A 26,479-nucleotide genomic window follows, 5' to 3' on the forward strand; every position below is an offset into this window, starting at 1 on the left:
CCTGCACCAATGCCCACCACCCCCCTGACGCCACCAGCACCACCATGGCCAGGAAAAACCCCAACCGGTGCGGCGCCAGCATCAGATAGCGCCAGCGCCATTGCCTGTCCAGCGACGCCAGCATCTCCGGCGACGGTTTTCCCGACGCGGTGCGCAGGGGGATGACGGGGCGAGAGGTCACCCGCAGGTCCCCAAATGCCCGCACTGCGTGCAGTAGTCGCAACCATCCTTGCGAATCACGGCGTGGGCGCCACACTCGCTGCACTTCTTGCCCGCCATGGCCTGGGGCACAGCCACTGGGGGCGGTGCAGGCTCATCCAGCGGCAGCTGCTGCTGCACCGGGTCGGCCACGCGGCGCGCCAGGATGTTCTGGATGGCATAGGCCATGGCTGCCACCTCGGAGTCGTGCCACATGGGCACCAGCGTGCCGTCGTCCTTGCGGTGGGTGCCCAGGCGCACGGGGCCGCGGTCCCAGGCGACCTTGCGCATGTCCGACAGCGCCCGCTCCAAAAAGCCGCCACGCGCTGCCAGCGACAACATGCGCATGCTGGACGTGATCCACTGCTGCGACTCGCCGCTTTGGCCCACGGGCATGAAGAACTCAATGGCGCGGTCTACCGTGCCGTTACCGATGCCAGTGGGAACGGGGAGGAACGACACGATGAGGTACAGCGTCTTGTGGCCCTCTTGCGTCCAGTATTCGAGCTTCTCCGCAACGGCGGAGAGGCCGCCTTGGGGGCGGCTTTCGATGACGGTGCGCATGGGGTCCACCGGGGGTGCTGGTGGCACCATGGGCGCAGCAGCAAGCGTTGGCGCAGGTGCAGCGTGGGTCTCCAGCACAGACCCCAGGATGGCGTTGGGCCGGTAGGTGGCCAGACCTTTGAGCTTGGCGCGCCAGGCCTGAAGATACAGGTCCTTGAACCCTTCGTAGGGGTAGTCGGCAGGGATGTTGACAGTCTTGGAGATGGCCGTGTCCACAAAGGGCTGCACGGCCTCCATCATGGCAATGTGGCCTTCGGCGGGCATGGCGAGGGCCGAGACGAAATAGTCCGGCAACGCATCTACATCGCCGCCCAGCTCGCGGTACAGCCGCCAGGCGTGGTCTTCCACCGCGTACTCGGTCGTGCTGCCGTCGGACTCGCGCTTCTTGCGCTTGTACATCCACGAAAACGGCGGCTCGATGCCGTTGGAAGCGTTGTCGGCAAAGGCCAGGCTCACCGTGCCCGTGGGGGCGATGGAGAGCAGATGGCTATTGCGGATGCCATGCTGGCGGATGGCAGCCTGGAGCGATTCCGGCAGGCGGCTGGCAAACGTGCCTTCGGCCAGATAGCCGTTGGCATCGAACTTCGGAAATACCCCTTTCTCACGCGCCAGGTCCACCGATGCGGCATACGCTGCGTCGCGCATGTACTCGGCAATCCGCGCAGCCATGGTGCGGCCCTCGGGCAGGTCGTAGCGCAGGCACAGCATGGCCAGTGTGTTGCCCATGCCGGTAAAGCCCACACCAATGCGGCGCTTTGCCATCGCCTCGTCGCGCTGCTGCGGCAAGGGCCAATAGGTCACATCGAGCACGTTGTCGAGCGCGCGCACCTGCAGCGCCACGGCCTTGGTGAACGCGTCAAAGTCAAACGCCGCCACGCCGCCAAAACCAAAGGGGTGGCGCACAAAGCGGGTGAGGATGATGGGGCCCAGGTCACAACAACCGTACGACGGCAGCGGTTGCTCACCACAGGGATTGGTCGCCGCGATGTCTTCGCAATAGTGCAGGTTGTTGTCTTCGTTGATGCGCCCCAGGAACAGGATACCGGGCTCGGCAAAGTCGTAGGCCGACTTCATGATGGTGTCCCACAGCTCGCGTGCGGGCACGGTGGCATACACCCACTGGCCGTCTGCACGCTGACGGGCGCCCTGGGCGAGCAACGCAGCGCCGGGGCGAGCCTTGTGCACCAGCTCCCACTGTGCGTTGTTCTGTACGGCAGCAATGAACTCGTCCGACACGCCCACCGACACATTGAAGTTATTCCAGCGCCCTGGCGTGCGCTTGGCCGTGATGAACTCGTGCACATCGGGATGGTCGATGCGCAGCACGCCCATCTGCGCCCCCCGCCGCGCTCCCGCGCTCTCCACGGTGGAGCAGGACTGGTCGAACACGTTCATGTAGCTGCACGGCCCCGACGCCATGGAGGCCGTGGCCTTTACCTGCGCGCCCTTGGGCCGGATGCGGGAGAAATCGTAGCCCACGCCCCCGCCACGGCGCATGGTCTCGGCCGCCTCACGCAACGCTTCGTAGATGCCCGGAAAGCCTTCGTCATCCACGCCCTGGATGCAGTCACCCACGGGCTGCACAAAGCAGTTGATGAGGGTGGCCTGGATGTCGGTGCCTGCTGCGCTCATGATGCGGCCTGCGCCGATGGCGCCCGCCTTCAGATTGGCGAGGAACAGGGCCTCGTACTTGTCGCGCTGCTCGGGTTTTTCGACCGAGGCCAGGGCCCGTGCCACGCGCTGGTACAGCTCGTCGGCGGTGGTTTCGCCGCGTTTGAGGTATTTTTCGCGCAATACATCCAGGCTGATGGGCTGCAGGGACGAGGTGGGCTTGAGGGGGGGCTGAGGTTCGCGTTTCATGGGGGCCGATGATTTGGGTTTCACGCCAGTGAGGTCTTGCGTTCCATCAAGAGGGCCTCATTCCTCACGGATCTGCCGCGAGAATGCCGGACAAGGTCAAAGCTCGTCCAGAAGAACTTGCCCATCATGCCCCACGTAAGGGTGGTAGGGGCCGGTGCCGCTGTTGTCCGCCAGCGAGGCCGGCACAAAACCGCCCGTCTTGACATCAAACACATGGACTTCTCCTTCCTCGATCACGTAGTGCCAGCCGTGCAGGCTTATCTGCCCTGACTGCACACGGCTGCGCACCATCGGGTACTCCATGAGGCGTTCGAGCTGCAGCACCACGGCGCGCTGCTCAGTGCGGCGCAGCACCTCGGGGCCCGCCTGCATGGGCAACAGGGCCTCGCGCCCCAGGTCCAGCCAGCGGTTCAGGTTGGGTGCTTCGGGCGAAACCTCACCATACATCGCCTTGATAGCCCCACAGTGACTGTGGCCGCACACCACGATGCGGCGCACCTGCAGGTTGAGCACTGCAAACTCAATGGCTGCCGTGGTGCCATGGTGGCCGTGAGATCCGTCATACGGCGGGATAAACGCACCCACGTTGCGCACCAGGAAAAGCTCCCCCGGGCCCGCGCCGGTCAACAGGTAGGGCACCAGGCGCGAGTCGGAACAGCCGATGAACAAGGTGGTGGGGTGCTGCCCCTCGTCCACCAGCGTCTGGAACTGTTCGCGGTACTGGGGAAAGGCGTCGTCGTGAAAACGACGCAGGCGATCAAGCAGCTCGTCGGGCATGGTGCGATCAGATGGCGTGCAATGCAACTACTGTACAAGCGGAGAATCAGCCGCGTCCAGTGTCACGCCCTCCACCACGGCAGCGCCCGCCAGCAATTGGAGGTACTGCCTCAACGCGTTCACCCAGGCCTGCTGGCGCAGCGTGAGGGCGATGGCCTGGCGCACCTCTTCGAACGAAGGCTGCTGCCCCGGATCGCGCGCCACCACCTCCACCACATGCAGGCCAAACCGGCTGTGTACCAGGCGCGCCAGCACACCGATCTCGGCGCTGCCAAACACCTCGCGGGCGAACTCGGGGGCACAGTCGGCGCGGGTGAGCCAGCCCAAGTCGCCGCCTTGCTGGCCGCTGGGGCAGTTGGACCACTGCGCAGCCGCCTCGGCAAACTTGGCGCCACCATCGTCCGCACAGCGCAAGTCAATCAACATGGCCTCGGCACGCAGGCGCAGTTGCTTCACATCCACGCCCGGCGTCACGGCAAACAGCACGTGGCGCAGCTGGGCCCGCTCGCCCTGGGCGTGTGCCGCAGGGTGGGCGTCGTGGTAGCGGCGGCAGGCTTCTTCCGATGGGTCGGGGATGGGTAGCTCACGCTCCAGCAGCTGCTCGATGGCGTTGGAGGCCTCGGTGCTGATGGCTCCCAGGGCGCCGGGCACATCGTCTGCTGAAAGCAAACCCGCCTGCTGGGCCGCCTGGCGCAGCAGTTCGGTGCAGGCACGCTGGCGCAAGGCTTCGTCATCCAGCCACTCGGCCGTTGAGTTCAATGCCACGCCGTTGATGCGCGCCACCGGGGCCAGCCCCGTGGGCTGAGGGGCCGCCATGGCGGGCGTGTCTGCCGTGACAGTCGCCCCTACCGTGGCAGACAGCGCCTCGTAAGCGGCCGTTTGCTCGGGGGAAAGCGCGCTTTGAGGGGCGCTCTGACTGATTGCGCTGGTGCTGCAACCGCAGCTACCGGTTCCACATCCGCTCATGGTGTGCTCCTTATGCGATACGAACTCAAACACCACGGCGGTCTTGCGACTGCGTGTGTCCGGGTGGCAGGTTCAGGCGGCGCGCACGCACCACCTGGTAGGGGCGCAGCACATAGGCCAGCGTGCCAAAGCCGCTCCACACATGCACCAGGCGGGTGAAAGGGAAGACCAGGAAGATCGTCATGCCCAGGAACATGTGGGCCTTGAAGATCCAACCCGCTTCGGCCAGCAGCTCGACGCCGCCGCTGCGGAAGGTCACCACGCGCTGACCCCACTCGGCCAGCTTCATCATCATGGAGCCGTCCAGATGCTGCGCCGACAGCGGAATGGTGGCCAAGCCCAGCGCCAGCTGCAGCCACAGCAGCACCAGGATCAGGATGTCGCTGGTCTTGGACGTGGCGCGGATGCGGTCATCCGACAGGCGCCGGTGCAGCAGGATGGACAGGCCAATGAAGCCCAGCACGCCCGCGATACCGCCCGTCACCATCGCCATGATCTGCTTGGCACCTGCAGTGATAAAGCCTTCGTAGAGGAAGTGCGGCGTGAGCATGCCCACGGTATGGCCAAAGAACAGGAACAGCACACCGATATGGAACAGGTTGCTGCCCCAGCGCAGGCTGCCGGTGCGCAGCAGCTGCGACGAATCGCTTTTCCAAGTGTACTGGTCGCGGTCGAACCGCGCCCAGCTGCCAATGAAAAAGACAGCGAGGCAAATATACGGATAGATGCCAAACAACAGGGTGTCAAGCCAGGCGGTCATACGGAGACTCCTTCTGGTGCCCGCTCGGCGCGGGGAGTACGAACAAAATGCATGGGCTGCGGCTGGTCAGGCTTGGCCTGGCCCTGGGTGCTGCAACCGCCAAACGCTTCGGGCTCGGCCCAAACTTCGTCCATGGGCGGCTCGGGGGTGAGCGCCACCGACTGCACGCGCTGGCCCGACACTTCGAGCACCGCAGCAATCACGCTGGCATAGGGGCTGCTTCTTGCCACCAGCGCACTGAACAGCGCGTTCAGGATGTGGGCCATTTCGCCCAGGAACTCCTTGGCCACTTCGGGCGGCTGGGTGGAGGCGAACTCCAGCACCACCGGCAGGTGGTCGGGCAGCTCTTCGGCTTCAAACTTCAGGCCTGCTTTGTCGTAGGTCTGCAGCAGGTCGATGAGCGCAGGCCCCCGGTCGCGCGAGTCGCCATGAACATGCTCGAACAGGTGCAGCGAGGTCTGGCGGCCCCGGTCGAAGTTGTCCACGTAGCGGGCTTCGGCTTCCAGCGGGTCGAGTGCAGCCAGGTGCTCGCACACGGCCTTCAGCTCATCCATGCGATCGGCCGTCAGGGCCTGCTCGGTCTGCAGGGCGTCGATCAGTTGCGGCATCACGCTGCGCAGTTGCGCATCGGGGTAGCTCAGCAGGTAGCCCAGGGCGCGCAGGGTCAGGCGCACAGAGTTCGGGTTCTTTTTGAACATGGTGATTCCTTTTGCCTGTGCTTCAGACCGTGGCTTTGATCGGTATGGTGCGAGGCTTCTTGCCACCGAACATGCTGGTCTCGGTGCTGCCATCGGAGCACCCGTTGCCAAACGAGAAGCCGCAGCCGCCGCGAATGTCGAACGCGTTCTCTGCGTATTCGCGGTGGGCCGACGGGATCACGAAGCGGTCCTCGTAATTGGCAATCGCCATCACCTGGTACATCTCCTCCACCTCGGCCATCGACAGGCCTGCCTGCTTGAGCACGGCCAGGTTCTGGCGCTGCTCCACATGCTTGTCGCGCTGGTAGGTGCGCATGGCGAGCATGCGCTCCAGCGCCCGCACCACGGGGCCGGTATCGCCGGCGGTGAGCAGGTTGGCCAGGTACTGCACGGGAATGCGCAGCTGCGACACATCAGGGATATCGCCATTCACGCCCACATGGCCTGCGTTGGCAGCGGCCGTGATGGGCGAGAGCGGTGGCACGTACCAGACCATGGGCAGCGTGCGGTACTCGGGGTGCAGCGGCAGGGCGACCTTCCATTGCACGGCCATCTTGTAGACCGGGCTGTTGCGGGCGGCCTCCATCCAGCTGTCCGAGATGCCATCGATGCGCGCCTGCTTGATCACGTCGGGATCGTTCGGGTCCAGGAAGATGTCGAGCTGCGCCTGGTACAGGTCGCGGTCGCGCTCCACGCTGGCGGCTTCCTGGATGCGGTCTGCGTCATACAGCAGCACGCCCAGGTACCGGATGCGGCCCACACAGGTTTCCGAGCACACGGTGGGCTGACCTGCTTCGATACGGGGGTAGCAGAAGATGCACTTCTCGGCCTTGCCCGACTGCCAGTTGTAGTAGATCTTCTTGTAAGGGCAACCGCTGACACACATGCGCCAGCCACGGCACTTGTCCTGGTCGATCAGCACGATGCCGTCTTCCTCGCGCTTGTAGATCGAGCCCGAGGGGCACGATGCCACGCACGCCGGGTTCAGGCAGTGCTCGCACAGGCGCGGCAGGTACATCATGAAGGTGTTTTCGAACTGGCCGTAGATGTCCTTTTGCACATCGTCGAAGTTCTTGTCCTTGCTGCGCTTGCTGAACTCGCCGCCCAGGATTTCTTCCCAGTTCGGGCCCCACTCGATCTTCTCCATGCGTTTGCCGGTGATCAGGCTGCGCGGGCGGGCCGTGGGTGCGGCCTTCGTTTCAGGCGCCGACTGCAGGTGGTCGTAGTCGAACGTGAAGGGCTCGTAGTAGTCGTCGATCTGGGGCAGGTTGGGGTTGGCGAAGATGCGCATGAGCAGCTTCCACTTGCCGCCCTGACGGGGGGCGATGGAGCCGTCAGGGTTGCGCACCCAGCCGCCGTTCCACTTGTCCTGGTTTTCCCACTCCTTGGGATAGCCGATGCCGGGCTTGGTTTCGACGTTGTTGAACCAGGCGTATTCCACCCCGGGGCGGCTGGTCCAGACGTTCTTGCAGGTGACGGAACAGGTGTGGCAACCAATGCACTTGTCCAGGTTCAGCACCATGCCGATTTGTGCGCGAATTTTCATCGTGTTTCTCCTTGTCTTCGGCTTCAGGCGTGGGCTGCCGTGCTGGACACGGGCTCGTCGTCGAGCCAGTCCACGCGGTCCATCTTGCGCACCAGCACGAACTCGTCGCGGTTGGTACCAATGGTTCCGTAGTAGTTGAAGCCGTAGCTCAACTGCGCATAGCCGCCAATCATGTGGGTGGGCTTGAGCACAATGCGCGTGACCGAGTTGTGGATGCCGCCGCGCGTGCCGGTGATCTCGGAGCCGGGGGTGTTGATGATCTTCTCTTGCGAGTGGTACATCATCACCATGCCGGGGTTTACACGCTGGCTCACCACCGCACGGGCTGCAATGGCACCGTTGGCGTTGAAGAGTTCGACCCAGTCGTTGTCCACGATGCCAGCGACCTTCGCGTCGTCCTCGCTCAGCCACACCACCGAGCCACCCCTGTTGAGCGTGAGCATCATCAGGTTGTCGCTGTACGTGCTGTGGATGCCCCACTTCTGGTGCGGCGTGATGAAATTGAGCGCGATCTCGCGGTTGCCGTTGGGCTTCTTGCCTTCCACTTCTTCCAGCGTCTTGAGGTGCACGGGTGGGCGGTAGCTCACGAAGCCTTCGCCAAAGTCACGCATCCACGGGTGATCTTGGTAGAACTGCTGGCGGCCCGTGAGGGTGCGCCATGGGATGTACTCGTGCACGTTGGTGTAGCCGGCGTTGTAGCTGACCTTTTCGCTTTCCAGGCCAGACCAGGTGGGCGAGCTGATGATCTTGCGCGGCTGCGCCTGGATATCGCGGAAGCGGATCTTCTCGTCTTCGCGGTGCAGCGCCAGGTGCACGTGGTCGCGGCCCGTCTGCTTGCCCAGAGCTTCCCAGGCCTTGCAGGCCACATGGCCGTTGGTCTCGGGCGCGAGCATCATCACCACTTCGGTGGCGTCGATGTCGCTCACGATGCGGGGCATGCCCTGCGTCACGCCCTCTTCCTTCACGCGGCCGTTCAAATCGCCCAGCTGGCCGACTTCGGTCTGCGTGTTCCAGCCGATGCCCTTGCCGCCGTTGCCTGCCTTGTCCATCAAGGGGCCCAGGGCGGTGAAGCGCTTGTAGAGGTTGGGGTAATCGCGCTCGACAACGGTGACCTGCGGCGCCGTCTTGCCGGGGATCAGTTCGCACTCGCCCCGCTTCCAGTCACGCACGCCGTAGGGCTGGGCCATTTCACCCGCCGTGTCGTGCATGATGGGCGTGAGCACCACGTCCTTTTCCACGCCCAGGTGGCCCACGCTGACCTCGCTCACAGCCTTGGCGAAACCCTTGTAGATCTCCCAGTCGCTCTTGGCCTGCCAGGCAGGGTCCACCGCCGTGGACAGCGGGTGGATGAAGGGGTGCATGTCGCTGGTGTTGAGGTCGTTCTTCTCATACCAGGTGGCCGTGGGCAGCACGATGTCCGAATACAGGCAGGTCGTGCTCATGCGGAAGTCGAGCGTGACCAGCAGGTCCAGCTTGCCTTCGGGTGCGTTGGTGTGCCACTGCACTTCCTCGGGCTTGGCTTCGTCCTTGCCCAGGTCCTTGCCCTGCACGCCGTGGGTGGTGCCCAGCAGGTGCTTGAGGAAGTATTCATGCCCCTTGCCCGACGAGCCCAGGATGTTGGAGCGCCACACGAACATGTTGCGCGGCCAGTTGGACGGATGGTCCGGGTCCTCGCAGCTCATCGTGAGCGTGCCGTCCTTCAGAGACTTGACGACGTAATCCTTCGCGTCCATACCCGCTGCAGCGGCATCCTTGGCCACCTGCATGGGGTTGGTCTTGAGCTGGGGCGCTGATGGCAGCCAGCCCATGCGCTCGGCGCGCACGTTGTAGTCGATCTGCGCGCCGTGGTAGGCCTTCTTGTCAGCCAGGGGCGAGAGGATTTCCTCCATGCCCAGCTTCTCGTAGCGCCACTGGTCGGTGTGGGCGTAGAAGAAGCTCGTGCTGTTCATCTGGCGCGGTGGGCGGATCCAGTCCAGCGCAAAGGCCAGTGCCGTCCAGCCCGTCTGTGGGCGCAGCTTTTCCTGGCCCACATAGTGCGCCCAGCCGCCACCGCTTTGGCCAATACAGCCGCACAGCATCAGCATGTTGATGATGCCCCGGTAGTTCATGTCACTGTGGTACCAGTGGTTCATGGCCGCGCCGATGATCACCATGGACTTGCCATGCGTCTTGTCGGCGTTGTCGGCAAACTGGCGCGCCACGGTGATGATCTGCTCGCGCGGCACGCCGGTGATGGCCTCTTGCCAGGCAGGGGTGTAGGGGCGGTCGGCGTCGTAACCGCCACCGGGCTCTTCGCCCGGTAGGCCTCGGTCAATGCCGTAGTTGCCCGCCAGCAGGTCGAACACGGTGGCCACCATCACGCGGCCCTGGGCTTCGTGACCGGCCAGCTCCAGGTGGGACACCGGCACGCGGCGCACCATCACGTCGCCACCTTGTTCGTTGGCCGTGAAGTTGGGCGTTGCCACGCCGCCAAAGTACGGGAAGGCGACATCGGCAATGTCGTGGGCCTGCTCGCCATCTTCGATCACCGACAGCTTGAGCTTGACGGTGTTGCCGGTGCGTGCTTCCTTGTTCTCCAGGTTCCACAGGCCCTGGTCGGGGCGGCCGTCCGCCCCCCAGCGAAAGCCGATGGAACCATTGGGCAGCGTGACCTGGCCCAGCTCGTCGTAGCCCACAGTCTTCCAGTCGGGGTTGTTGGACTGGTCAAGCTGGCCTGGGAAATCGCTGGCGCGCACATAACGGTCGGGCACCATCACCGTGCGGCCATCGGGCAGCGTTTTTTCCTTGAGCACCACCAGCAGCGGCAGGTCGGTGTAGCGGCGCGCGTAGTCGTCAAAGTACGCACTGCGGCCCTTGCCACCGTCCTTGAAGTAGAACTCGTTGAGGATCACATGACCCATGGCCATGGCTACGGCGGCGTCGGTGCCCTGCTTGGGGTGCATCCACAGATCGCCCAGCTTGGCGACTTCGGAGTAGTCGGGCGTGATGGACACCACCTTGGTGCCCTTGTAGCGCACCTCGGTCAAAAAGTGCGCATCGGGCGTGCGCGTCTGGGGCACATTGGAGCCCCAGGCAATGATGTACGAGCTGTTGTACCAGTCGGCCGACTCGGGCACGTCGGTCTGCTCGCCCCAGGTCTGCGGGCTGCTGGGAGGCAGGTCGCAGTACCAGTCGTAAAAACTCATGCACACGCCGCCGATCAGGCTCAGGTAGCGGCTGCCAGCGGCGTACGAAATCATCGACATCGCCGGGATGGGCGAGAAGCCGATGATGCGGTCAGGACCGTGCTTCTTGATCGTGTAGACATTGGCCGCAGCGATCATCTGGTTGACTTCATCCCAGGTGCTGCGCACAAAGCCGCCCAGGCCGCGCTGCTTTTGCCATTCGCGCTTGGAGGCATCGTTCTCGACGATGCTGGCCCAGGCGTCCACCGGGCTCTTGGCCAGGGCGATGGCGGCGCGCCAGTGCTTGAGCAGGCGGCCACGCACCATGGGGTACTTCACGCGGTTGGCGCTGTACAGGTACCAGCTGTAGCTGGCGCCGCGTGCGCAGCCACGGGGCTCATGGTTGGGCAGATCAGGGCGGGTGCGGGGGTAGTCGGTTTGCTGGGTTTCCCAGGTCACGATGCCGCCCTTGACGTAGATCTTCCACGAACAGGAGCCCGTGCAGTTCACGCCGTGGGTGCTGCGCACGATCTTGTCGTGCGCCCAGCGGTCGCGGTAGGCGTCTTCCCAGGTGCGGTCTTCACCGTTGGTTTCGCCATGGCCTTGGGCAAAGGTCTCGCGGGGCTGCGAGAAGTACGAAAGGCGATCGAGGAAATGGCTCATCGAAGGGCTCCTTTTCTGATTTCTGTTCTGGGGTTGACTAGCAAGGCATCTCGGCGTGCTTGCGTGCGTAGGTCCACCAGGTGATCACGATGCAAACGAGATAGAAGGCGAAGAACGTCCACAGTGCAGCGTGGGGGCTGCCGGTCAGCGCGATGGAGCTGCCATAGCTCTTGGGGATAAAGAACCCGCCGTAGGCGGCCATGGCGGCGGTGAAGCCCAGCGTGGCCGCGCCCAGAGTGTTGCCCTCCTTGTTGGCGCTGGCCACAGCGGCGGCGTTGTGCTTGTCCACGCCGCGCATGGCTTCGGTCAGGAAGATCACGGGGATCATGCGGAAGGTCGAGCCGTTGCCGATGCCGGTAGTGAGGAACAGCACCAGGAAGCACACGAAGAAACCTGCAAACTGGCCTTCGTTGCCGCCAGGGCCACCAGAGGGCAGGAAGAACGTCACGCCCATCACGGCCACGGCCATGACGATGAAATTCCACAGCGTGACACGCGCACCACCGAGCTTGTCGGCCAGCCAGCCACCAAAGGGGCGGATCACGGCGCCCACCAGCGGGCCCAGCCAGGCATAGGCCAGCGGGTTGATGCCAGGGAACTGGCTCTTGATGAGCAGCGGAAAGCCCGCTGCATAGCCGATGAACGAGCCGAAGGTGCCGAGGTACAACACGCACATCAGCCAGTTGTGCTTGCGCTTGAAGATGGCGGCCTGCGCGGCAAAGGAGGCCTTGGCATCGGCAATGTCGTTCATGCCGAACCAGGCGGCCAGCGCCGTCAGCGCAATCCATGGCACCCAGATGAAGGCGGCGTTCTGCGTCCACACCTGCACGGTCTGGCCGTTCTTGACGATGGTCTGGCCTTCGCCACCAAAGATGCCGAAGATGCCGGCAGTGACGACCAGCGGGCTCAGAAACTGCACCACCGAAACGCCCAAGTTACCCAGGCCTGCATTCACGCCCAACGCTGAGCCCTTGCGCTCCTTCGGAAAGAAGAAACTGATGTTGGCCATGCTGGAGCTGAAGTTGCCGCCGCCCAGGCCGCACAGCAGCGCCAGGATGAGCATGGTGGGATAGGTCGTGGTGTTGTCTTGCACCGCAAAGCCGATGCCAATCGCAGGGATCAGCAAGCTGGCGGTGGAGATCGCCGTCCAGCGGCGCCCACCCACCAGCGGCACCATGAACGAATAAAAGATACGCAGCGTGGCGCCCGAAAGCGCGGGCGCTGCGGCCAGCCAGAACAGCTGGTTGGTCGAATACTTGAATCCGAGGCCGGGCAGGCTCACGGCAACCACGCTCCAGACCTGCCAGATGGCAAAGGCCAGGAACAGCGCGGGCACCGAGATCCACAGGTTGAGCTTGGCGATGGCTTCGCCTTCGCGCTCCCAGAACGATTTGTCCTCAGGAGCCCAGAGGGTGAGCAGACGCCCCTGGCGCCTACTGGCGGGTGTGGCAGACATGGTGTTTCCTTGGAAAGTGAAAGTTCAGCGGCCAGCCGCAGCAGCCGGTGCTGCCTGCGTGGCCATCAGATCGGTGCGGCGCACTTCGGTGAAGTACATCCAGATGAGCGAGACCCACACCACGCCGTACATCAGCATGAAAGCGCTGGAGCGGATGCCGGTGAGGTCCATCAGCGCGCCGAACAGGATGGGCAGGATGAAGCCGCCCATGCCACCGGCCAGGCCCACGATGCCGCTGATGGCACCGATGTTCTGGGGGTAGTCATCGCTGATGTACTTGAAGACACTGGCCTTGCCAAAGGCCCAGGCAATGCCCAGCAGGAACATGAGGCCCGTGAACAGGTACACATTCAGGCCGATGTGAAAGGTCTTGGGGCCGTTGACGGTGACGATGGTGAAGTCGGTCTGCGGATGGCTCAGCAAAAACAGGCAGATCCAGCTCACCCACATCACCCACCAGGTCACGCTGTGGGCGCCGTACTTGTCAGACAGCATGCCGCCGATGGCGCGCAGCACACCGCCGGGCAGCGAGAAGCACGCGGCCAGCAGTGCCGCCACGCGAATGTCGAGGCCAAATTCGCCCACGTAGTACTGCACCATCCACAGCGACAGCGCCACATAGCCGCCAAACACGATGCTGTAGTACTGGCAGTACTTGAGGACCTTGGGGTCCTTCAGCGCCTTGAGCTGGTCGGTGAACTTGACGTTGCTGGGCACCAGGTGGGCCGGGTCGCTGTAGCTGAACAACCAGAACAGCACCAGCGTGCCGAGCATGATGGCCGCATACACCTGCGGCACCATGGTCCAGCCAAAGGCCACCAGCAGCACCGGGGCCACGAACTTGTTCACCGCCGCACCCGAGTTGCCCGCGCCATACACCCCCATGGCCGTGCCCTGGCGGTGCTTGGGGAACCAGCGCGCCACATAGGGCGTGCCCACCGAGAACGAGCCCCCCGCCAAGCCCACAAACAGGCCGATGGTGAGGAAGTGCCAGTATTCCGTGGCGTAGCCCATCAGCCAGATGGCGGGCACGGTGGTGGCCATCACGGCGGCCATCACGATGCGGCCGCCGAACTTGTCGGTCCAGATACCGAGCGGCACCCGCACCAGCGAGCCCGTGAGCACAGGCATGGACATGAGCAACCCGAACTGCGTGGAGTTCAGGTTCAGCATTTTCTTGATAGGGATGCCGATAACGCCGAACATCATCCACACCATGAAACAGACCGTGAAAGCGAAGGTGCTGACGATCAGCACCGACCAGGCCTGGCGGGTGCGCTGTGGGCTGTCGCCCGGGGGCAAGGGGGTATGTGCCATTGCGCGGTTCCTCTCTTTTTGCATGAGAGGAATGGTCGCGTTTGTAGCGGCCTTTGCACATCCTTCGCTCGACCAGCACGGTGTGCGGCAGAAGGACTAGTGCGCGGCTTGGGGCCGTCGTTCGAAAGAACTATGCCACCCGGGCAGACCCTGCAGCCCCGGGATGGCGCTGGGATGCCCACCCCATCTGACCAGGCTGCGCTTGCCCGCCACGGAGCGGCCCCAGGGCCGACGATCCGTAGGAAATCTTAGAAAGGCGCTGACTCCGCCCAGCGCCTAATAACGTTGCACTCACATGCGGCGGTGGCCCATCGTCATCCAGCCCACGCTGATCATCAACAAGGCCAACAGCAGCAGACCCCATTCGCCCAGAGTGGGAACTGCGTTGGTGGCCACGGGCGGAAGGCCGGTGACGGTCCAGGAGCCGACAGTAGAACTCGCATCTGTCCAACTGGAAAACACCCCTCCCGCATTGGAGGTGCCACATGAGTCGCCCTGTGGATTCACCTGAATATTGCCGCACACCGCGTTATGCTGGCCGCTTTCAGTCACCAAAACTTGGTCAAGATGATCTCCGATCACGTGCGGAGCGGGCGTTTGCCAGCGCACCAAGTGCACGGAGAAATCAAGCACCCCTCCTGTGGTTGTAGCCGACACGCTCACAAGCGTCACCTGGGGGTCACCACTGGAATAAGTGGTCAATCCGTCGGAAAAGGAATACGAGGTGAGTTGCGCCGTGATGTCCTGACTGTTGAGGTTGGAGGGCAAAGGGGCGGCCGTAGTGAAAGAGCCCGTCTGCGCCATTGCGGTTGTATAGGCACCGCAATTGCCCGTGCCCGGCGGGCAAGACGTGAAATTGTGCAGATCTGGAGCGCTATAGGCTGGTCCGGTATAGGTGTAAGTGGCAGCCCAGGCGCCCGCCTGCAGAAGGGCCGCAGCCAGGAATACAAGATATTTTTTCATGGTGATTTGTCGCCCACTGCGCAAAGTGGAAGGGTTGAGGGGCGGATCAAAAACTTGCCTTCAGCGTTTATCCGCAAAGCGGAAATAGCTATTTTTTTAGGAGCAATTTCTGCCGACCACGCAAGGCCAGACCCAGCAAGCCGACGGCTGTCAGCACCAGGGCAAACGGGTTGTCCACGGATACGGACTGCGCCCCACCCGGCCCCACCACGGGGACGTCGCTCGTCCAGCCACCGCTGCCATGGGCAAAGCCGTGGCTGGTGGCGCCGTCGTCAGCGTAGCTATGGCAGATGTCGGGGCTGCTCAGGGAAACGCAGGGGCGGTTGAAGTAGCTGGCAAAGTTGACCGACATGTAGCTCAATCGGTCGCCCACGCCATAGCTGCCGGTTTGCCACCACAGAAAAACCATGTCGTTATCAACAATCTCGCCTGCTGCGTTGGTAGAAACATGGGCTTTGACCAACCGAGTGTTGAGGCCGTTCATGCTGTAGCTGGTCACTCCATCGTTGAAGTCGTACCAGGTGATGAGGGGTGCAATGTCGAGACTGACCTGGTTGGCGGGCAGCGGCTGGTTGGTGGTGAAGTGGCCTGTTTGCCGCATGACCGTGCTGAAGTTGACGCAGGTACCGGCGGCGCAGGGTGCTGTGTAGTCCAGCAGGTTGACGTAGGTGGGGCCGGTAAAAGTGTAAGTGGCCGCCCAGGCACCAGCATGGGCAAAGGTGGTCAGAGCCAGCAGGGCGAGGTGTCTTTTCATTGGAAGGTTCAACTGAATGGGCAAAGCGCTTGGGGTTGAAGGTTTGAGGCAAAAACCACTGGGCACGGGACTTGATTCCCCCCATACCTGGACCTTCCGATGCGCTATCTATTCAAGAGCAAGAGCGGTTAACTGGCTGCCATCAGCGAAGGGGTGATCGGGCTTCAACGAAGTCTATGGGGCCACTCTGCGCGGCGCCCCACCCACAGGGGTTGGGTGGTAACACAATCGTTGTGCTACGTTCGGACGTACGCAGCGCTTTGAAGCGTTGCTGCAAAAATCTCAGCCAATCCCATGCCCCTCACCCGCGTTCAGCAGCGGGCCATTGAGCACTTGCAGCAGATGGCTTGCATTGATTTCAATGGCCCTCAACTCATTGAGCCCGTTTTGCATGAGTTGCACCATCTCATCGGTTTTGAGTCGGGTGCATATTTCTACCCAGACGGCCATGGAGGGCTAGACGCATATCTGGAGCCATCCATCGGAAGTGCGACCATCCACACATACTTCGAACCGGAAGTGATGGCCAGTGAGCGCAAGGTGATGCGCCGCAGCGGCCACCAGTTTGCCGATGCGGTGCGCCTCGACCATGGTGTGCAGGTGCTGGAGCAGCTCCTGGCTGTGCCCATCAGCGAGTTGGTGCGCAGCGATTTCTACAACTTGACGCTACTACCCGCCGAGGTTTTCGATTGCCTGAGTCTTGTGCTACGCACGCCACAAGGCGTGGGACTGGGCACACTCAAGCTGTACCGCAGCGCAAAATCTCTGCGTTTTGGGGCTCAAGACGTAACCATGTTGGGGCGGCTGGAGCCCTGGTTGGCCCGCATTTTCCAGCCCGGTGAGGTGGATACACAGGACAGCGTTGCGCATGACAGCGCCATGCTAGTGGCCACGCCGCAGGGCCGACTGTTGTGGACATCGCCCCTGGCCAACCAATTGATGGCGCTGGCCTTTGGGCCACGGTGGCACCGCCGTTCGGAATTGCCGCCCCGTCTACAAATGCTGCTGCATCAGCTTCAACACGCAAGCCACCTTGGCAGCTGGACGGGCGCTGCACCTGCGTTGCCCCAGCTGGACCTGCACAACGCCAGCGGCTGGTTCAGCCTGCGCGCCACGCAGATGGCCGCCGCAGCGGGCGAAGGCCAGGCGGTGGGCATTCAGATCACCCACCGGGTGCCGCGCGTAGCGCACCTGCTGCCCGCGTTGCGCGCGCTGGGGCTGCCGCAGCGCCAGCACGAGCTGGCCTACTGGCTGGCGCGGGGCCTGCCTGAGGCGCAGATTGCTGAACGCATGGGGATCAGCGCCAACACCGCCACCTACCACCGCCGCCAGATTTACACACGGCTGGGAGTGCAAAACCGGCTGGAGTTGCAAGCGCGTCTGCTGGCGCCCCGTTGACAAGTCTCCAATGGGACGGGGATAAAAACCTTTTCAAAAGGGGCTTCATGAAGAAGCACCCGGGCTTCGCTCCCTTCGGCTTTTCAGCCCGATCAGGGCAGGTCCAGCCAGGCCAGCGCCACTACGGCACCGGCACAACCCGCACCGCTGGTGTGTAGGGCTCAACGCGCAGGCTGTCGTGCGCCAGCACGCTGATCTTGGCGCGGGGGGCCATTTCCAGTGCGCCGTCGGCTGCCTTGCGTGTGGCGTATTGCCAGAGGGTGAGCGCGCCTTTGGCGGCCAGAGCCTGGCCAATGGCGGCCGCGTCGGGGCGCGGGGCGCCGGCCTCGTCCGGCGGCACGGCAACGATGACATCGTCTTTGACCGTAACGATCTTGAACAGCAGCGGCTTGGTGGTGTCGGCCATGGCAGTGACAGAGGCGAAGACGGTGGCAAGGGAGACTGCTGCCAGGGTTGCGGCTGCGCCGAAGCGGCGCAAGGAGGTGGTTTTCATGCGTTGTTGCTCCTGTATCGATGGGGGCCAGCGCCCCGGCACCGGGCGCTGGCGACGGCATCATGCCCCGGGGCGTGCAACCAGACAAGGATTGGTCACCGGGGCAAGCAACCACCCGGCGCTGCAACGCTACGCCCCTGCGGCCCCCGCCCGCATGGTGGTGCCCACGTGGGCATACAAGGCGCCCCATGCCTCGCGCGTGGCGGGGTTGAAGGCGCCGCCAAGTGCTTCGGCCAGTGTGTCGAGCAGCGCCGCACCCACCGTGTCGTAGTGCGCGGCCTCTACGCCATAGCCCGCGTGCCGTTTGCCAAGTGCGCGCAGTGCGGCGTCCAGCTGCTCGGGTTGGCCGAGCATGCGCACGGCGCTGCCGATCATGTCCAGCAGCTTGCGCGCCTGTTCGTTCATGTCGGACGAGGCAAACAACCCGCTGATAGCGGGGTCGCGGGCGAACAGCTTGGCGTAGAACAGCGCACCCGCCTTCGCGGCGACAGGAGCAACCTGCGCAAAGCTCTGGCGAACAAGATGGATTTGTTCGGGGGACATCAAAGGCTTCCTCAGCAATGCGGCCGTTGGCCAGTGGCAGGTAGAACACTGGAAAGAAGTCTATGAAGTTCCCCCGCGCTGCGCCCCACCCCCAGGGGTTGCATGACGACAGGCCCTATGCGCTATGGGCGACGCGCTATGTGCGATTGGCGATGTAGCGGGCGTGACGGCTTCATGCGCCGGGCCTCGCGCAGGGTGGTCAGCGACAAATCCCTGGCCGACCACGGCGGTTGCACTGCCGCGCTACTCCTACTAGTGTGGTGTTGCACGCTAGCGCTGGCGGTCCGATGCGTAGACCGCCGCCTGCACGCGCGAACTCAGGCCCAGCTTGCGCAGGATGTGCTGCACATGGATCTTGACCGTGGTCTCGGCGATGTCGAGTGCGCGCGCGATTTCCTTGTTGCTGGCACCGCGCGCGATCTCGCGCAGCACGTCTTCCTCACGCGGGGACAGGGGCGCGGCGCCGTTGTTGGCAGCCTCGGGCGGCTGCGTGGACGCACCCGCCCCGGCGGGCCCGGCTGGGGCGATGAGCGCTGCTGCTTCGGCCACCCCTTGCGACTGGAACGCGGCCACCAGTTTGCCCATGAGTTCGGGGCTCACCACGGGCTCGCCCCGGGCCGCGCGGCGGATGGCCTGGGCCAGCAGATCGCCGTCGATGGTCTTGAGCAGGTAGCCCTGCGCGCCGTTGCGCAGTGCGGCGACCAGGTCCTGCCCGTCTTCGCTGACGGTGAGCATGAGCACGCGCGAGGCGGGCGAGACTTCGCGCAGGCCCCGGATGGCGTCCACGCCCATCACGCCGGGCAGGTGGTTGTCCAGCAGGATCACCTGGGGCAACAGCTGCGGCGCCAGGCGCAGGGCCTCGGCGGCATCGCCCGCCTCGCCCACCACCAGCAGGCCCGCGTCCTGCCCCAACAGTGCAATCAGCCCCCGGCGGAAGAGCGTGTGGTCGTCCACCACCAGCAGCGTCACAGGCGGCTCTGCGGAGGGTTGGTGGCCCACACCGGCGGGGGGGGCCAAGGGGATGGCGGTGGTGATGGTCATGCGGTGGTGGCCACCCGGCCTGCGGCCACGGCGGGTGTGAGTTCTTCGCCAGAAGCCGCGCCTTGGGGCGCTATGGACGCTGCGGACGGAGGTGCGGGCTGGGGGGGCATGGTGGTGGCAGCGGTCACCGTGGGCAGCTCGATGCACACGCGCGTGCCCTGGCCCGGGGTGGATTCAACCTGCAGCACGGCGCCCACGCGGTGGGCGCGCTCGCGCATGATGCCCAGGCCCACATGCAGCGAATCGGGCGGCACGGAGGCCACGTCAAAGCCCTTGCCGTTGTCCTGCACCTCAAAGCGCCAGCGCGGATGCCGGTGCACCAGCAGGTCCACCCGCGTTGCCCCCGAATGCTTGCGCACATTCGACAGCGCTTCTTGCACCATGTGCAGCACCTGGATCTGCAGGTCGGGCGCCAGCGGCAGGCCATGGCCCACCATGCCCAGCGTGGTGGCCATGCCGGTCTGGTGCTCAAACTTGGACAGCGTGGCGCGCAGGGCAGATTCAATGTCTTCCTCGCTGGTGCGGGTGCGAAAGTGCACGAGCAACTCGCGCACGTCGGAATAACACTCGCGCACGCCCACGTCCAGTTCGCTGATGCTGCGGTCGCGCTTGGCCTCGTCACCACGGTTCACGGCGTCGCGCAGCAGCTGCGTCTGGATCTTGAGGAAGGCCAGCGACTGGGCGATGGAGTCGTGCAGCTCGCGCGCCAGCATGCTGCGCTCTTCGGCCACGGCGGCTTCGCGCTCCAGTGCGGTGGCGCGCAGGCCTTCCATGGCGCTGGCCAGGTGGCGCGTCATGGCTTCGAGCAGGTCGCGCAGTTCATCGGTCAGCTCAATGGGCGAGCGGAAGAACAAGTCCACCTCACCCAGCAAACGCTGCTGCATCTGCACCGGGATGGTCACCATGGTTTCAAAACCCGCCTCGCGGCAATGTGGCAAGGCGACGGTGGTTGATGGCGTGATGGGGATCACCCGCGTGCGCGCCTGGGCCTGGGGCTGGCCGCAGAGGCAACTGCCGGTGTGCAGGCAGTGCTCGCCCTCGGCCATGGTGCGGGGCAGGCCGTCACCCGCCAGCAGCACATACCGCTCGTTGGCCTCGTTGGACCAGCGCACGGCCGCCGCATCGGCCCCGGCCACGCGTCGGATCTGCTGCACAAAGCCCTGGGCCAGCAGCTCCAGGCTGCTTGCGGTGGAAGCCAGCGCGCTCACCTCATACAACGCGGCGAGCCGCTGGTTCTGCACGGCGATGCTGGCGGTTTTCTCCACCACCTTGTGCTCCAGGTCGTCGTGCGATGCCTGCAATGCGTGCGCCATGAGGTTGAAGCCCGCCGACAGCTGGCCGAATTCGTCATCCGTATCCACCGGCAGGCGGGTGCCGAGCTCTCCCTGGCGCAGACGGGCCTGGGCCTGCTGCAGGCGCGCCACGGGGTTGATGACCAGCAGATAACTTGCGGCCATGAAGGTAACGGCGGCAACAATAGCCAGCGCCATCATGAACAGCTGGAACAGGTGCAGCGCCGCCGTCCAGCCTGCAATCTGGATCTCGATGGCATCCACAAAACCATCGACCTGCTGCACAAACGCATCGGCTTGCGCCAAGGTCTGCGCGCGGTCGGGGGGCAACGTGGTCACCCAGCCGCTGCGCGCCTGGGCCCACTGGGTGCGTATGGCCTCGAAGCGCGAGCGGGTCTCGTCGCTCCAGGGCACAAACAGCGGGCGTGAGGGGTCGCCCGTGCGCAGCAGGTCCAGGCTGGCATCGAACAGGCGGACACGCTCTTGCACCGCCTCGGCGGTCTCGGTCTGCAGCACCAGCACCATGCGCAGCATGTTCATGCGCAGGCGGCCGGCCTCGTTGACAGCGGCGGCGCCGCCTTCGAGTTTCCAGGTTACCCACAGCGTGAGGCTGATGGAGGCCAGCGCCACCAGCAAAAAACCCGCGCCCATGGCCAGGAGCTTGGTGGACAGGGTGGGCTTGGTGCGCATGAAGGGCAGTGTAGGCACCGAGCTTGCGCCGACTCTTGACCTGGGTCAAGTCTCACCCGCGTAGCATGGCGCCATGCAACGACCACCCGACACCCACCTCTGTGCCCGCCTGCTGCTGGCCGGAGCCCTGATAGCCACGGGAGCACTGGCAGGCTGTGCCAGCACGGGCACCACGCCCCCCAGCACCCCACTCGCTGCGTGGCCCGACCGCCTGCAGGCCCTGCTCCCCACCGATGTGCTGTTGCTCGGCGAACAGCACGATGCGCCCGACCACCAGCGCCTGCAGCGCGAAGCCGTGTTGTGGCTGGCCGCAAAAGGCCAGTTGGCGGCCGTGGTGATGGAGATGGCCGAGAGCGGCCACAGCACCCAGGCCCTGCCGCGCGACGCCACCGACGCCCAGGCCCAGGCCGCACTGCAATGGAACGACGCCGCCTGGCCGTGGAAAGCCTATGGCCCCGTGGTGATGGCCGCCGTGGCCGCTGGCGTGCCGGTGCTGGGTGGCAACCTGCCGCGTGCCCAGATGCGCGCCGCGATGGGCGAGGCCCGCTGGGACCAGCACCTGCCCGCCCCCGCACTGGCACAGCAGTACCAGGCGCTGCGCGACGGCCACTGCGGCCTGCTACCGGAATCGCAAATTGCCCCCATGGCCCGCATCCAGATCGCCCGCGACGCGAGCATGGCGCGCACCGCCCAGCAGGCCCTGCGCCCCGGGCAGACGGTGCTACTGGTGGCCGGGGGCGGCCATGTGCTGCGCAGCCTGGGAGTGCCCACCCACTGGCCAGCCGGTTTGGTGTCAAAAGTGGCCCTGGCGCAATCCGGTAAAGCGCAGACAGCTATCAAAAGTGAAGCAAGCAAACCAGGCGACGCGGATGCGGTGATTGAAACCCCTGCCCTGCCACCCCGCGATGCCTGTGCAGAACTGCGCGAGAAGTGGCGCCCGGCGCGCCCAGCACCGTGACCTACGGTGCCGCAGTCACGGGCTGTGCCCGCAGCAGCGCCGCGAAGTCATCGGCGGGCACGGGGCGACTGCACAGGTAGCCCTGGTAAGCATCACAGCCCCGCTCGCGCAAAAAGGCCAGTTGGCCGTCGGTCTCCACCCCTTCGGCCAGCACCGACAGCCCCATGCTGTGCCCCATGGCGATGATGGCGGCGCTGATGGCCATGTCGTCCTCGCTTTGCGGAATGTCGCGGATGAAACCCTGGTCGATCTTGAGCACATCGATGGGAAAGCGCTTGAGCTGCGCGAGCGACGAATATCCTGTGCCAAAGTCATCCACCGCAATGCGCAGGCCCAGAGCGCGCAGGCGCATCAGCACCTGGCGCGCCTCTTCGGTGCGCTCGGCCAGGGCGGTTTCGGTGATCTCCAGCTCCAGCAGCGCAGGCGGAAAGCCCGAATCGGCCAGCGCGCTCGATGCGCAACCGGTCAGGTCCGTCAGGTGGAACTGGCGCGGTGACACGTTCACGGCGAGCGTGAGGTCGGGCAAGCCCGCCAGGCGCCACTGCTGGCCCTGGCGGCAAACCTCGCGCAGCACCCATTCGCCCAGCGGGCCGATGACGCCCGATGTTTCGGCCACGGGGATAAAGCGCGCGGGCGAGATCAGGCCCTCCACCGGGTCGTTCCAGCGCACCAGCGCCTCGGCGCCCTGGATGCGGCCGGTGGCAATGTCCACCTGCGGCTGGTAGTACATCTGCAGGTGGCCCTGCGCCAGCGCCAAGCGCAGGCGCGACTCCAGCGCCAGCCGCTCGCGCGCGGCCTGGGTCATGGCCTCGTGGAAGAAACACCACGCGCCCCGGCCCCGCGCCTTGGCGCCGTACACCGCCGCGTGGGCGCCCTGCAGCAGCAGCTCGGTGGTGTTCGCATGCTCGGGGAACATGCAGATGCCCACGCTCACCCCCGCCACCAGTTCAAAGCCATCGGGCGAACGCCAGGGCTCGGCCACGGCGGTGATCAGGTGCCGCGCCACGGCAGCGGCGCCGTCGGCATGGCGCAGGTGGCGCGCCACCACGGCCAGCTCGTCGCCCGCCAGCCGCCCCATCACGTCGCCCGGCCGCAGGGCCGACTGCACCTGCCGTGCGATGTGCTTGAGCACCTCATCACCCGTGGCATGGCCGTAGCTGTCATTCACGTCCTTGAAACGGTCAAGGTTGAGCAGCAGCACGGCAATGTGCTCTCCACTGACGCGCGCTGACTGCACGGCCTGCTCCAGCTGGTGGCCGAACCACGCGCGGTTGGACAGCCCCGTGAGCGCATCGTTGTGTGCCAGAAACTCCAGCCGCTGCTGTTGCACCTTTTCTTCGGAGATGTCGGTGAACATGCACACATAGTGCGTGATCTGCCCGGCAGGGTCACGCACGGCCGACAGGGACATGTGCTCTGGAAACACCTCGCCGTTCTTGCGGCGGTTCCAGATCTCGCCCTGCCAGTGGCCCGTCTGGCGCAAGGTGCTCCACATCGCGTCGTAGAACGCCTTGTCATGCCGGCCCGACTTGAAGACGCGCGGCGTCTGGCCCAGCAGCTCCTCCTCGGTATAGCCCAGCAGGCGGGTGACGGCGGCGTTGGCCGACAGGATGCGGCTTTGCGCATCGGTCACCACCACGCCCTCGATGGTGTTGTCCACCACCGTCGCGGCCAGCCGCTGGCGGGCCTCGCTGTTCTTGAGTGCGGCGCGGGCGGCCTTGATCTCGTCCAGGTCCTGCACCACGCAGACCAGGTGGGCGGGCTCGGCATCGGCCTCGGGCACCAGCGTTACGGTGCACAGCACGGCCACCTTGCGGCCATCACCGGGGCGCAGGCATTCGCGTTCGCCCACGTAGTGGTCAATCTCGCCCGCCAGCAGGCGCGACAGCTGGGTCGCCGCCCATTCACGGTCGGCCGCCAGCATCACGTCGCGAAAGTTCAGGGTGCACACCCGCGCCAGCGGCGCACCCAGCAGATCACACAGGCGGTTGTTGGCCCACAGAAATCGCCCGTCTGGCGCCACACGCGCGATGCCAGCGGGCACGTGGCGCACGATCTGCGACAGCTCCCTGGCCATGGCCACGCGCACCTTTTCGGCGCGGCGCATGCTGCGCAGCATGCACCAGGCCAGGCAGCTGGTCAGCAGCACATAACCCCAGCCCTTCCAGGTCTGAAAGCGCGTGAGCAGCACCGGGTCGCTCACCCACCGGGCCAGCAGCTCGTCGCCCACCAATACCCAGGCCACCCCCAGCACCAGGTACAGCAGCATTCCCCGCCAGGGGACAATACGCGACGCATCGCCCGGATTGGTCATTGATTTCCCTGTTCGACAAGCGCTCAGGCCATGCTGCGACAATCGCACCGCTATGACCAACGCCTACATCCTTACCCTGTCCTGCCCCGACCGCCTGGGGCTGGTGCATGCCGTTTCGGGCTTTTTGCTGGAGCACAGCGGCAACATCGAAGAAGCCGCGCAGTACAACGACCACGCCACCGGCCTGTTCTTCATGCGCGTTCAGTTTGCCTGCGACCAGCACGATCACGCAACGCTCAAGGCCCGCCTGGCCACGTTTGCAGAACCCTACAACATGCATTGGCGCCTGCACGCAACAGCTGCGCCCATGAAAACCGTGCTCATGGTCAGCAAGGAGGGCCACTGCCTCAACGACCTGCTGTTCCGCTGGAAGAGTGGCCTGCTGCCCATCGACATCCGCGCCATCATCAGCAACCACCGCGACTTCTACCAGCTGGCGGCCAGCTACAACGTGCCGTTCCACCATATCCCGCTGACGGGCAGCACCAAAGCCCAGGCCGAAGCCAAGCAGCTTGAGATTATCGAGGGCGAAGGGGCCGAGTTGGTGGTATTGGCCCGTTACATGCAGATACTTTCTCTTGACCTATGTCAAAAGTTGGCCGGTCGGGCCATCAACATCCACCACAGCTTCCTGCCCAGCTTCAAGGGCGCCAAGCCCTACTACCAGGCGCATGACCGGGGCGTGAAGCTGATTGGTGCCACCGCCCACTATGTGACAGCCGACCTGGACGAAGGCCCGATCATCGAACAGGACGTGGCCCGCGCCGACCACACCGACACCGTGGAAGACCTCACGGCCCGCGGCCGCGACACCGAAAGCCAGGTGCTGGCCCGCGCCGTGAAGTGGCACAGCGAGCACCGCGTGATCCTGAACGGCCATAAGACAGTCATCTTCCGCTAACCCGTTCTGCCCCATGGCCACGGCAGCCCCGTCCTCCTCCTTCCTCAGCAGCGCAGCCCGGCGCATCCCGCCCATCCAGTGCCTGCTGACGTTTGAGGCCCTGGCCCGCCTGCGCAGCGTGACGCAGACGGCTGACGAGCTTTGCGTGACGCCCAGCGCCGCGAGCCACCGGGTCAAGCAACTAGAGCAGATCCTGGGCGTGCGGCTGTTCGGCCGGGCCGATTTTTCGCTGACCACCGAGGGCAGCGCTTACCTGGCCCATGTGCGCGAGGGGCTGGGCGCGCTGCAGCGGTTCCCTGGCCAGGCGGCCGCGCCCGGGCGCCGGCGGCTCAAACTGGCAGTCACGCCCACGTTTGCGCGCACCATCCTGATCCCGCGCCTTCGGCAGTTCACCGAGGCCTACCCCGAGATCGACCTGGCGCTGCAGGTGTCCATCCCGCTCCTGGACGTGGTGGCCGAAGACGCCGACCTGATGGTGCGTTTTGGCCCCGGCCACTATGCCGACGTGGAGCATGTGGAATTGGCCCGCGACGTGGTGACCCCCCTGGCCTCACCCGCCTTCGTGCGCGAACACGGCCCCTTTGACCGCCCCGAGGACCTGGAGGGCGTGCCCCTGCTGCGCAGCCCGCTGGAGCCCTGGCGCACCTGGTTTGCTGCCACGGGCCTCGACTGGGCCGAGCCCAGCGAGGGCTCGCAGTTCAACGACATCGGCCTGATGTGCGACGGCGCCGCTGCCGGCATGGGCGTGGCGCTGGTACGCCTGAAGCTGGGCGCGCCCTGGCTGGAGAACGGCACACTGGTGCGCCTGTTTGACACCGACACCGCCAGCCCCCACGCGCACTACCTGTGCTGGCGCACGGGCACCATGGACCGGTGGGAATGCGCGGCGTTTGCCGAGTGGCTGCGCAAAACCATGGCGTAGTAGAAGCATCCCCCTGAGTCGCCTTTGGCGCCTTCCCCCTTCTCTCGGCTGCGCCGGGAAGGGGGACACAGCCCTCGCTACGGGGCGGCCCTTGCTCGGCTGCCCTCGCCCGAGCCGCGCCCTCCTCCACCAAGTTCAGGCAAAAATCAACCCCAGCGCTTGTCCAACAAGCTCTAGAAGCTATCAATTAGTGAGCATCTCGGTGTTTTTCACAAACACCTGCAGAAAACCTCACACCCCG

21 protein-coding genes and 1 pseudogene are annotated in these 26,479 nt (G+C 64.9%); 4 read left to right on the forward strand and 18 right to left on the reverse strand.

Annotation, left to right across the window (positions count from 1 at the left end; genetic code table 11):
• The 13 genes and pseudogenes from NFX52_RS20085 to NFX52_RS20145 form a co-directional block, all read right to left on the reverse strand.
• Window positions 1-181, reverse strand: a pseudogene (locus NFX52_RS20085) (NnrS family protein); the annotation flags it as partial.
• Entirely contained in the window at window positions 178-2,622 is a 2,445-nt protein-coding gene (locus NFX52_RS20090) for an adenosylcobalamin-dependent ribonucleoside-diphosphate reductase (RefSeq protein WP_055398433.1), read from the reverse strand. The pseudogene NFX52_RS20085 and the gene NFX52_RS20090, both read right to left, overlap by 4 nt.
• A gap of 96 nt (window positions 2,623-2,718) precedes the next feature.
• Window positions 2,719-3,399 (reverse strand): carbonic anhydrase, encoded by a 681-nt coding sequence (locus NFX52_RS20095; protein WP_055398432.1) that lies wholly within the window; start codon window positions 3,397-3,399, stop codon window positions 2,719-2,721.
• 27 nt (window positions 3,400-3,426) lie between these two features.
• On the reverse strand, window positions 3,427-4,365 hold the full coding sequence (locus NFX52_RS20100) for a peptidylprolyl isomerase (RefSeq protein ID WP_156358733.1): 939 nt from the start codon (window positions 4,363-4,365) through the stop codon (window positions 3,427-3,429).
• Between the two features lie 25 nt (window positions 4,366-4,390).
• Complete coding sequence (gene narI, locus NFX52_RS20105; protein ID WP_055398430.1) at window positions 4,391-5,125, reverse strand: respiratory nitrate reductase subunit gamma; 735 nt, start codon at window positions 5,123-5,125, stop codon at window positions 4,391-4,393.
• On the reverse strand, window positions 5,122-5,823 hold the full coding sequence (gene narJ / locus NFX52_RS20110; RefSeq protein WP_055398429.1) for a nitrate reductase molybdenum cofactor assembly chaperone: 702 nt from the start codon (window positions 5,821-5,823) through the stop codon (window positions 5,122-5,124). The genes narI and narJ overlap by 4 nt, the downstream gene beginning before the upstream one ends.
• A gap of 22 nt (window positions 5,824-5,845) precedes the next feature.
• Window positions 5,846-7,369 carry a nitrate reductase subunit beta gene (narH, locus tag NFX52_RS20115; RefSeq protein WP_055398428.1) on the reverse strand — a complete coding sequence of 508 codons (1,524 nt, stop codon included), beginning with the start codon at window positions 7,367-7,369 and terminating at the stop codon, window positions 5,846-5,848.
• 23 nt (window positions 7,370-7,392) lie between these two features.
• Window positions 7,393-11,196 (reverse strand): nitrate reductase subunit alpha, encoded by a 3,804-nt coding sequence (locus NFX52_RS20120; RefSeq protein ID WP_055398427.1) that lies wholly within the window; start codon window positions 11,194-11,196, stop codon window positions 7,393-7,395.
• A gap of 37 nt (window positions 11,197-11,233) precedes the next feature.
• Window positions 11,234-12,652: an MFS transporter gene (locus NFX52_RS20125; protein ID WP_055398426.1), complete on the reverse strand. Its 1,419-nt coding sequence runs from the start codon at window positions 12,650-12,652 to the stop codon at window positions 11,234-11,236.
• Between the two features lie 24 nt (window positions 12,653-12,676).
• The gene (locus NFX52_RS20130) at window positions 12,677-13,969 is read right to left on the reverse strand and encodes an MFS transporter (protein WP_252635794.1); all 1,293 of its coding nucleotides are present in this window, start codon (window positions 13,967-13,969) and stop codon (window positions 12,677-12,679) included.
• A 291-nt stretch (window positions 13,970-14,260) separates the two neighbouring features.
• Window positions 14,261-14,932: an IPTL-CTERM sorting domain-containing protein gene (locus NFX52_RS20135; RefSeq protein ID WP_082437448.1), complete on the reverse strand. Its 672-nt coding sequence runs from the start codon at window positions 14,930-14,932 to the stop codon at window positions 14,261-14,263.
• 88 nt (window positions 14,933-15,020) lie between these two features.
• Window positions 15,021-15,686, reverse strand: coding sequence for a hypothetical protein (locus NFX52_RS20140; RefSeq protein ID WP_055398423.1), 666 nt, complete (start codon window positions 15,684-15,686; stop codon window positions 15,021-15,023).
• 282 nt (window positions 15,687-15,968) lie between these two features.
• Window positions 15,969-16,136 (reverse strand): hypothetical protein, encoded by a 168-nt coding sequence (locus NFX52_RS20145; protein ID WP_238385610.1) that lies wholly within the window; start codon window positions 16,134-16,136, stop codon window positions 15,969-15,971.
• A gap of 72 nt (window positions 16,137-16,208) precedes the next feature.
• Here NFX52_RS20145 and NFX52_RS20150 point away from each other — a divergent pair, with 72 nt between their 5' ends.
• Entirely contained in the window at window positions 16,209-17,084 is an 876-nt protein-coding gene (locus NFX52_RS20150; protein ID WP_238385608.1) for a helix-turn-helix transcriptional regulator, read from the forward strand.
• A gap of 121 nt (window positions 17,085-17,205) precedes the next feature.
• Here NFX52_RS20150 and NFX52_RS20155 read toward each other — a convergent pair whose 3' ends face one another.
• From NFX52_RS20155 to NFX52_RS20170, 4 genes are all read right to left on the reverse strand, one after another.
• A complete protein-coding gene (locus NFX52_RS20155; protein ID WP_202907178.1) occupies window positions 17,206-17,577 on the reverse strand; it encodes a hypothetical protein in 372 nt (123 codons plus the stop codon).
• Between the two features lie 129 nt (window positions 17,578-17,706).
• Window positions 17,707-18,120 (reverse strand): globin family protein, encoded by a 414-nt coding sequence (locus NFX52_RS20160; protein ID WP_055398421.1) that lies wholly within the window; start codon window positions 18,118-18,120, stop codon window positions 17,707-17,709.
• Window positions 18,121-18,390: 270 nt separating this feature from the next.
• On the reverse strand, window positions 18,391-19,161 hold the full coding sequence (locus NFX52_RS20165; RefSeq protein WP_238385606.1) for a response regulator: 771 nt from the start codon (window positions 19,159-19,161) through the stop codon (window positions 18,391-18,393).
• Window positions 19,158-21,143, reverse strand: a complete 1,986-nt coding sequence (locus NFX52_RS20170) for a type IV pili methyl-accepting chemotaxis transducer N-terminal domain-containing protein (protein WP_055398420.1) — start codon at window positions 21,141-21,143, stop codon at window positions 19,158-19,160. Before NFX52_RS20170 ends, NFX52_RS20165 begins: the two co-directional genes overlap by 4 nt.
• Before the next feature lie 73 nt (window positions 21,144-21,216).
• Here NFX52_RS20170 and NFX52_RS20175 point away from each other — a divergent pair, with 73 nt between their 5' ends.
• Entirely contained in the window at window positions 21,217-22,101 is an 885-nt protein-coding gene (locus NFX52_RS20175) for a ChaN family lipoprotein (RefSeq protein ID WP_055398419.1), read from the forward strand.
• Window position 22,102: 1 nt separating this feature from the next.
• On the opposite strand, the gene NFX52_RS20180 is transcribed toward NFX52_RS20175, so the two are convergent.
• A complete protein-coding gene (locus NFX52_RS20180) occupies window positions 22,103-24,415 on the reverse strand; it encodes a putative bifunctional diguanylate cyclase/phosphodiesterase (RefSeq protein ID WP_207401898.1) in 2,313 nt (770 codons plus the stop codon).
• 52 nt (window positions 24,416-24,467) lie between these two features.
• On the opposite strand from NFX52_RS20180, the gene purU reads away from it, so the two are divergent.
• Together purU and NFX52_RS20190 are read left to right on the forward strand one after the other, a co-directional pair.
• Complete coding sequence (purU, locus tag NFX52_RS20185) at window positions 24,468-25,316, forward strand: formyltetrahydrofolate deformylase (protein ID WP_055398417.1); 849 nt, start codon at window positions 24,468-24,470, stop codon at window positions 25,314-25,316.
• Window positions 25,317-25,329: 13 nt separating this feature from the next.
• On the forward strand, window positions 25,330-26,238 hold the full coding sequence (locus NFX52_RS20190) for a LysR substrate-binding domain-containing protein (protein WP_252635795.1): 909 nt from the start codon (window positions 25,330-25,332) through the stop codon (window positions 26,236-26,238).
• Window positions 26,239-26,479 lie beyond the last annotated feature (241 nt).

The sequence above is a fragment of the Acidovorax facilis genome, assembly GCF_023913775.1.
GTDB lineage: Bacteria > Pseudomonadota > Gammaproteobacteria > Burkholderiales > Burkholderiaceae_C > Acidovorax > Acidovorax facilis.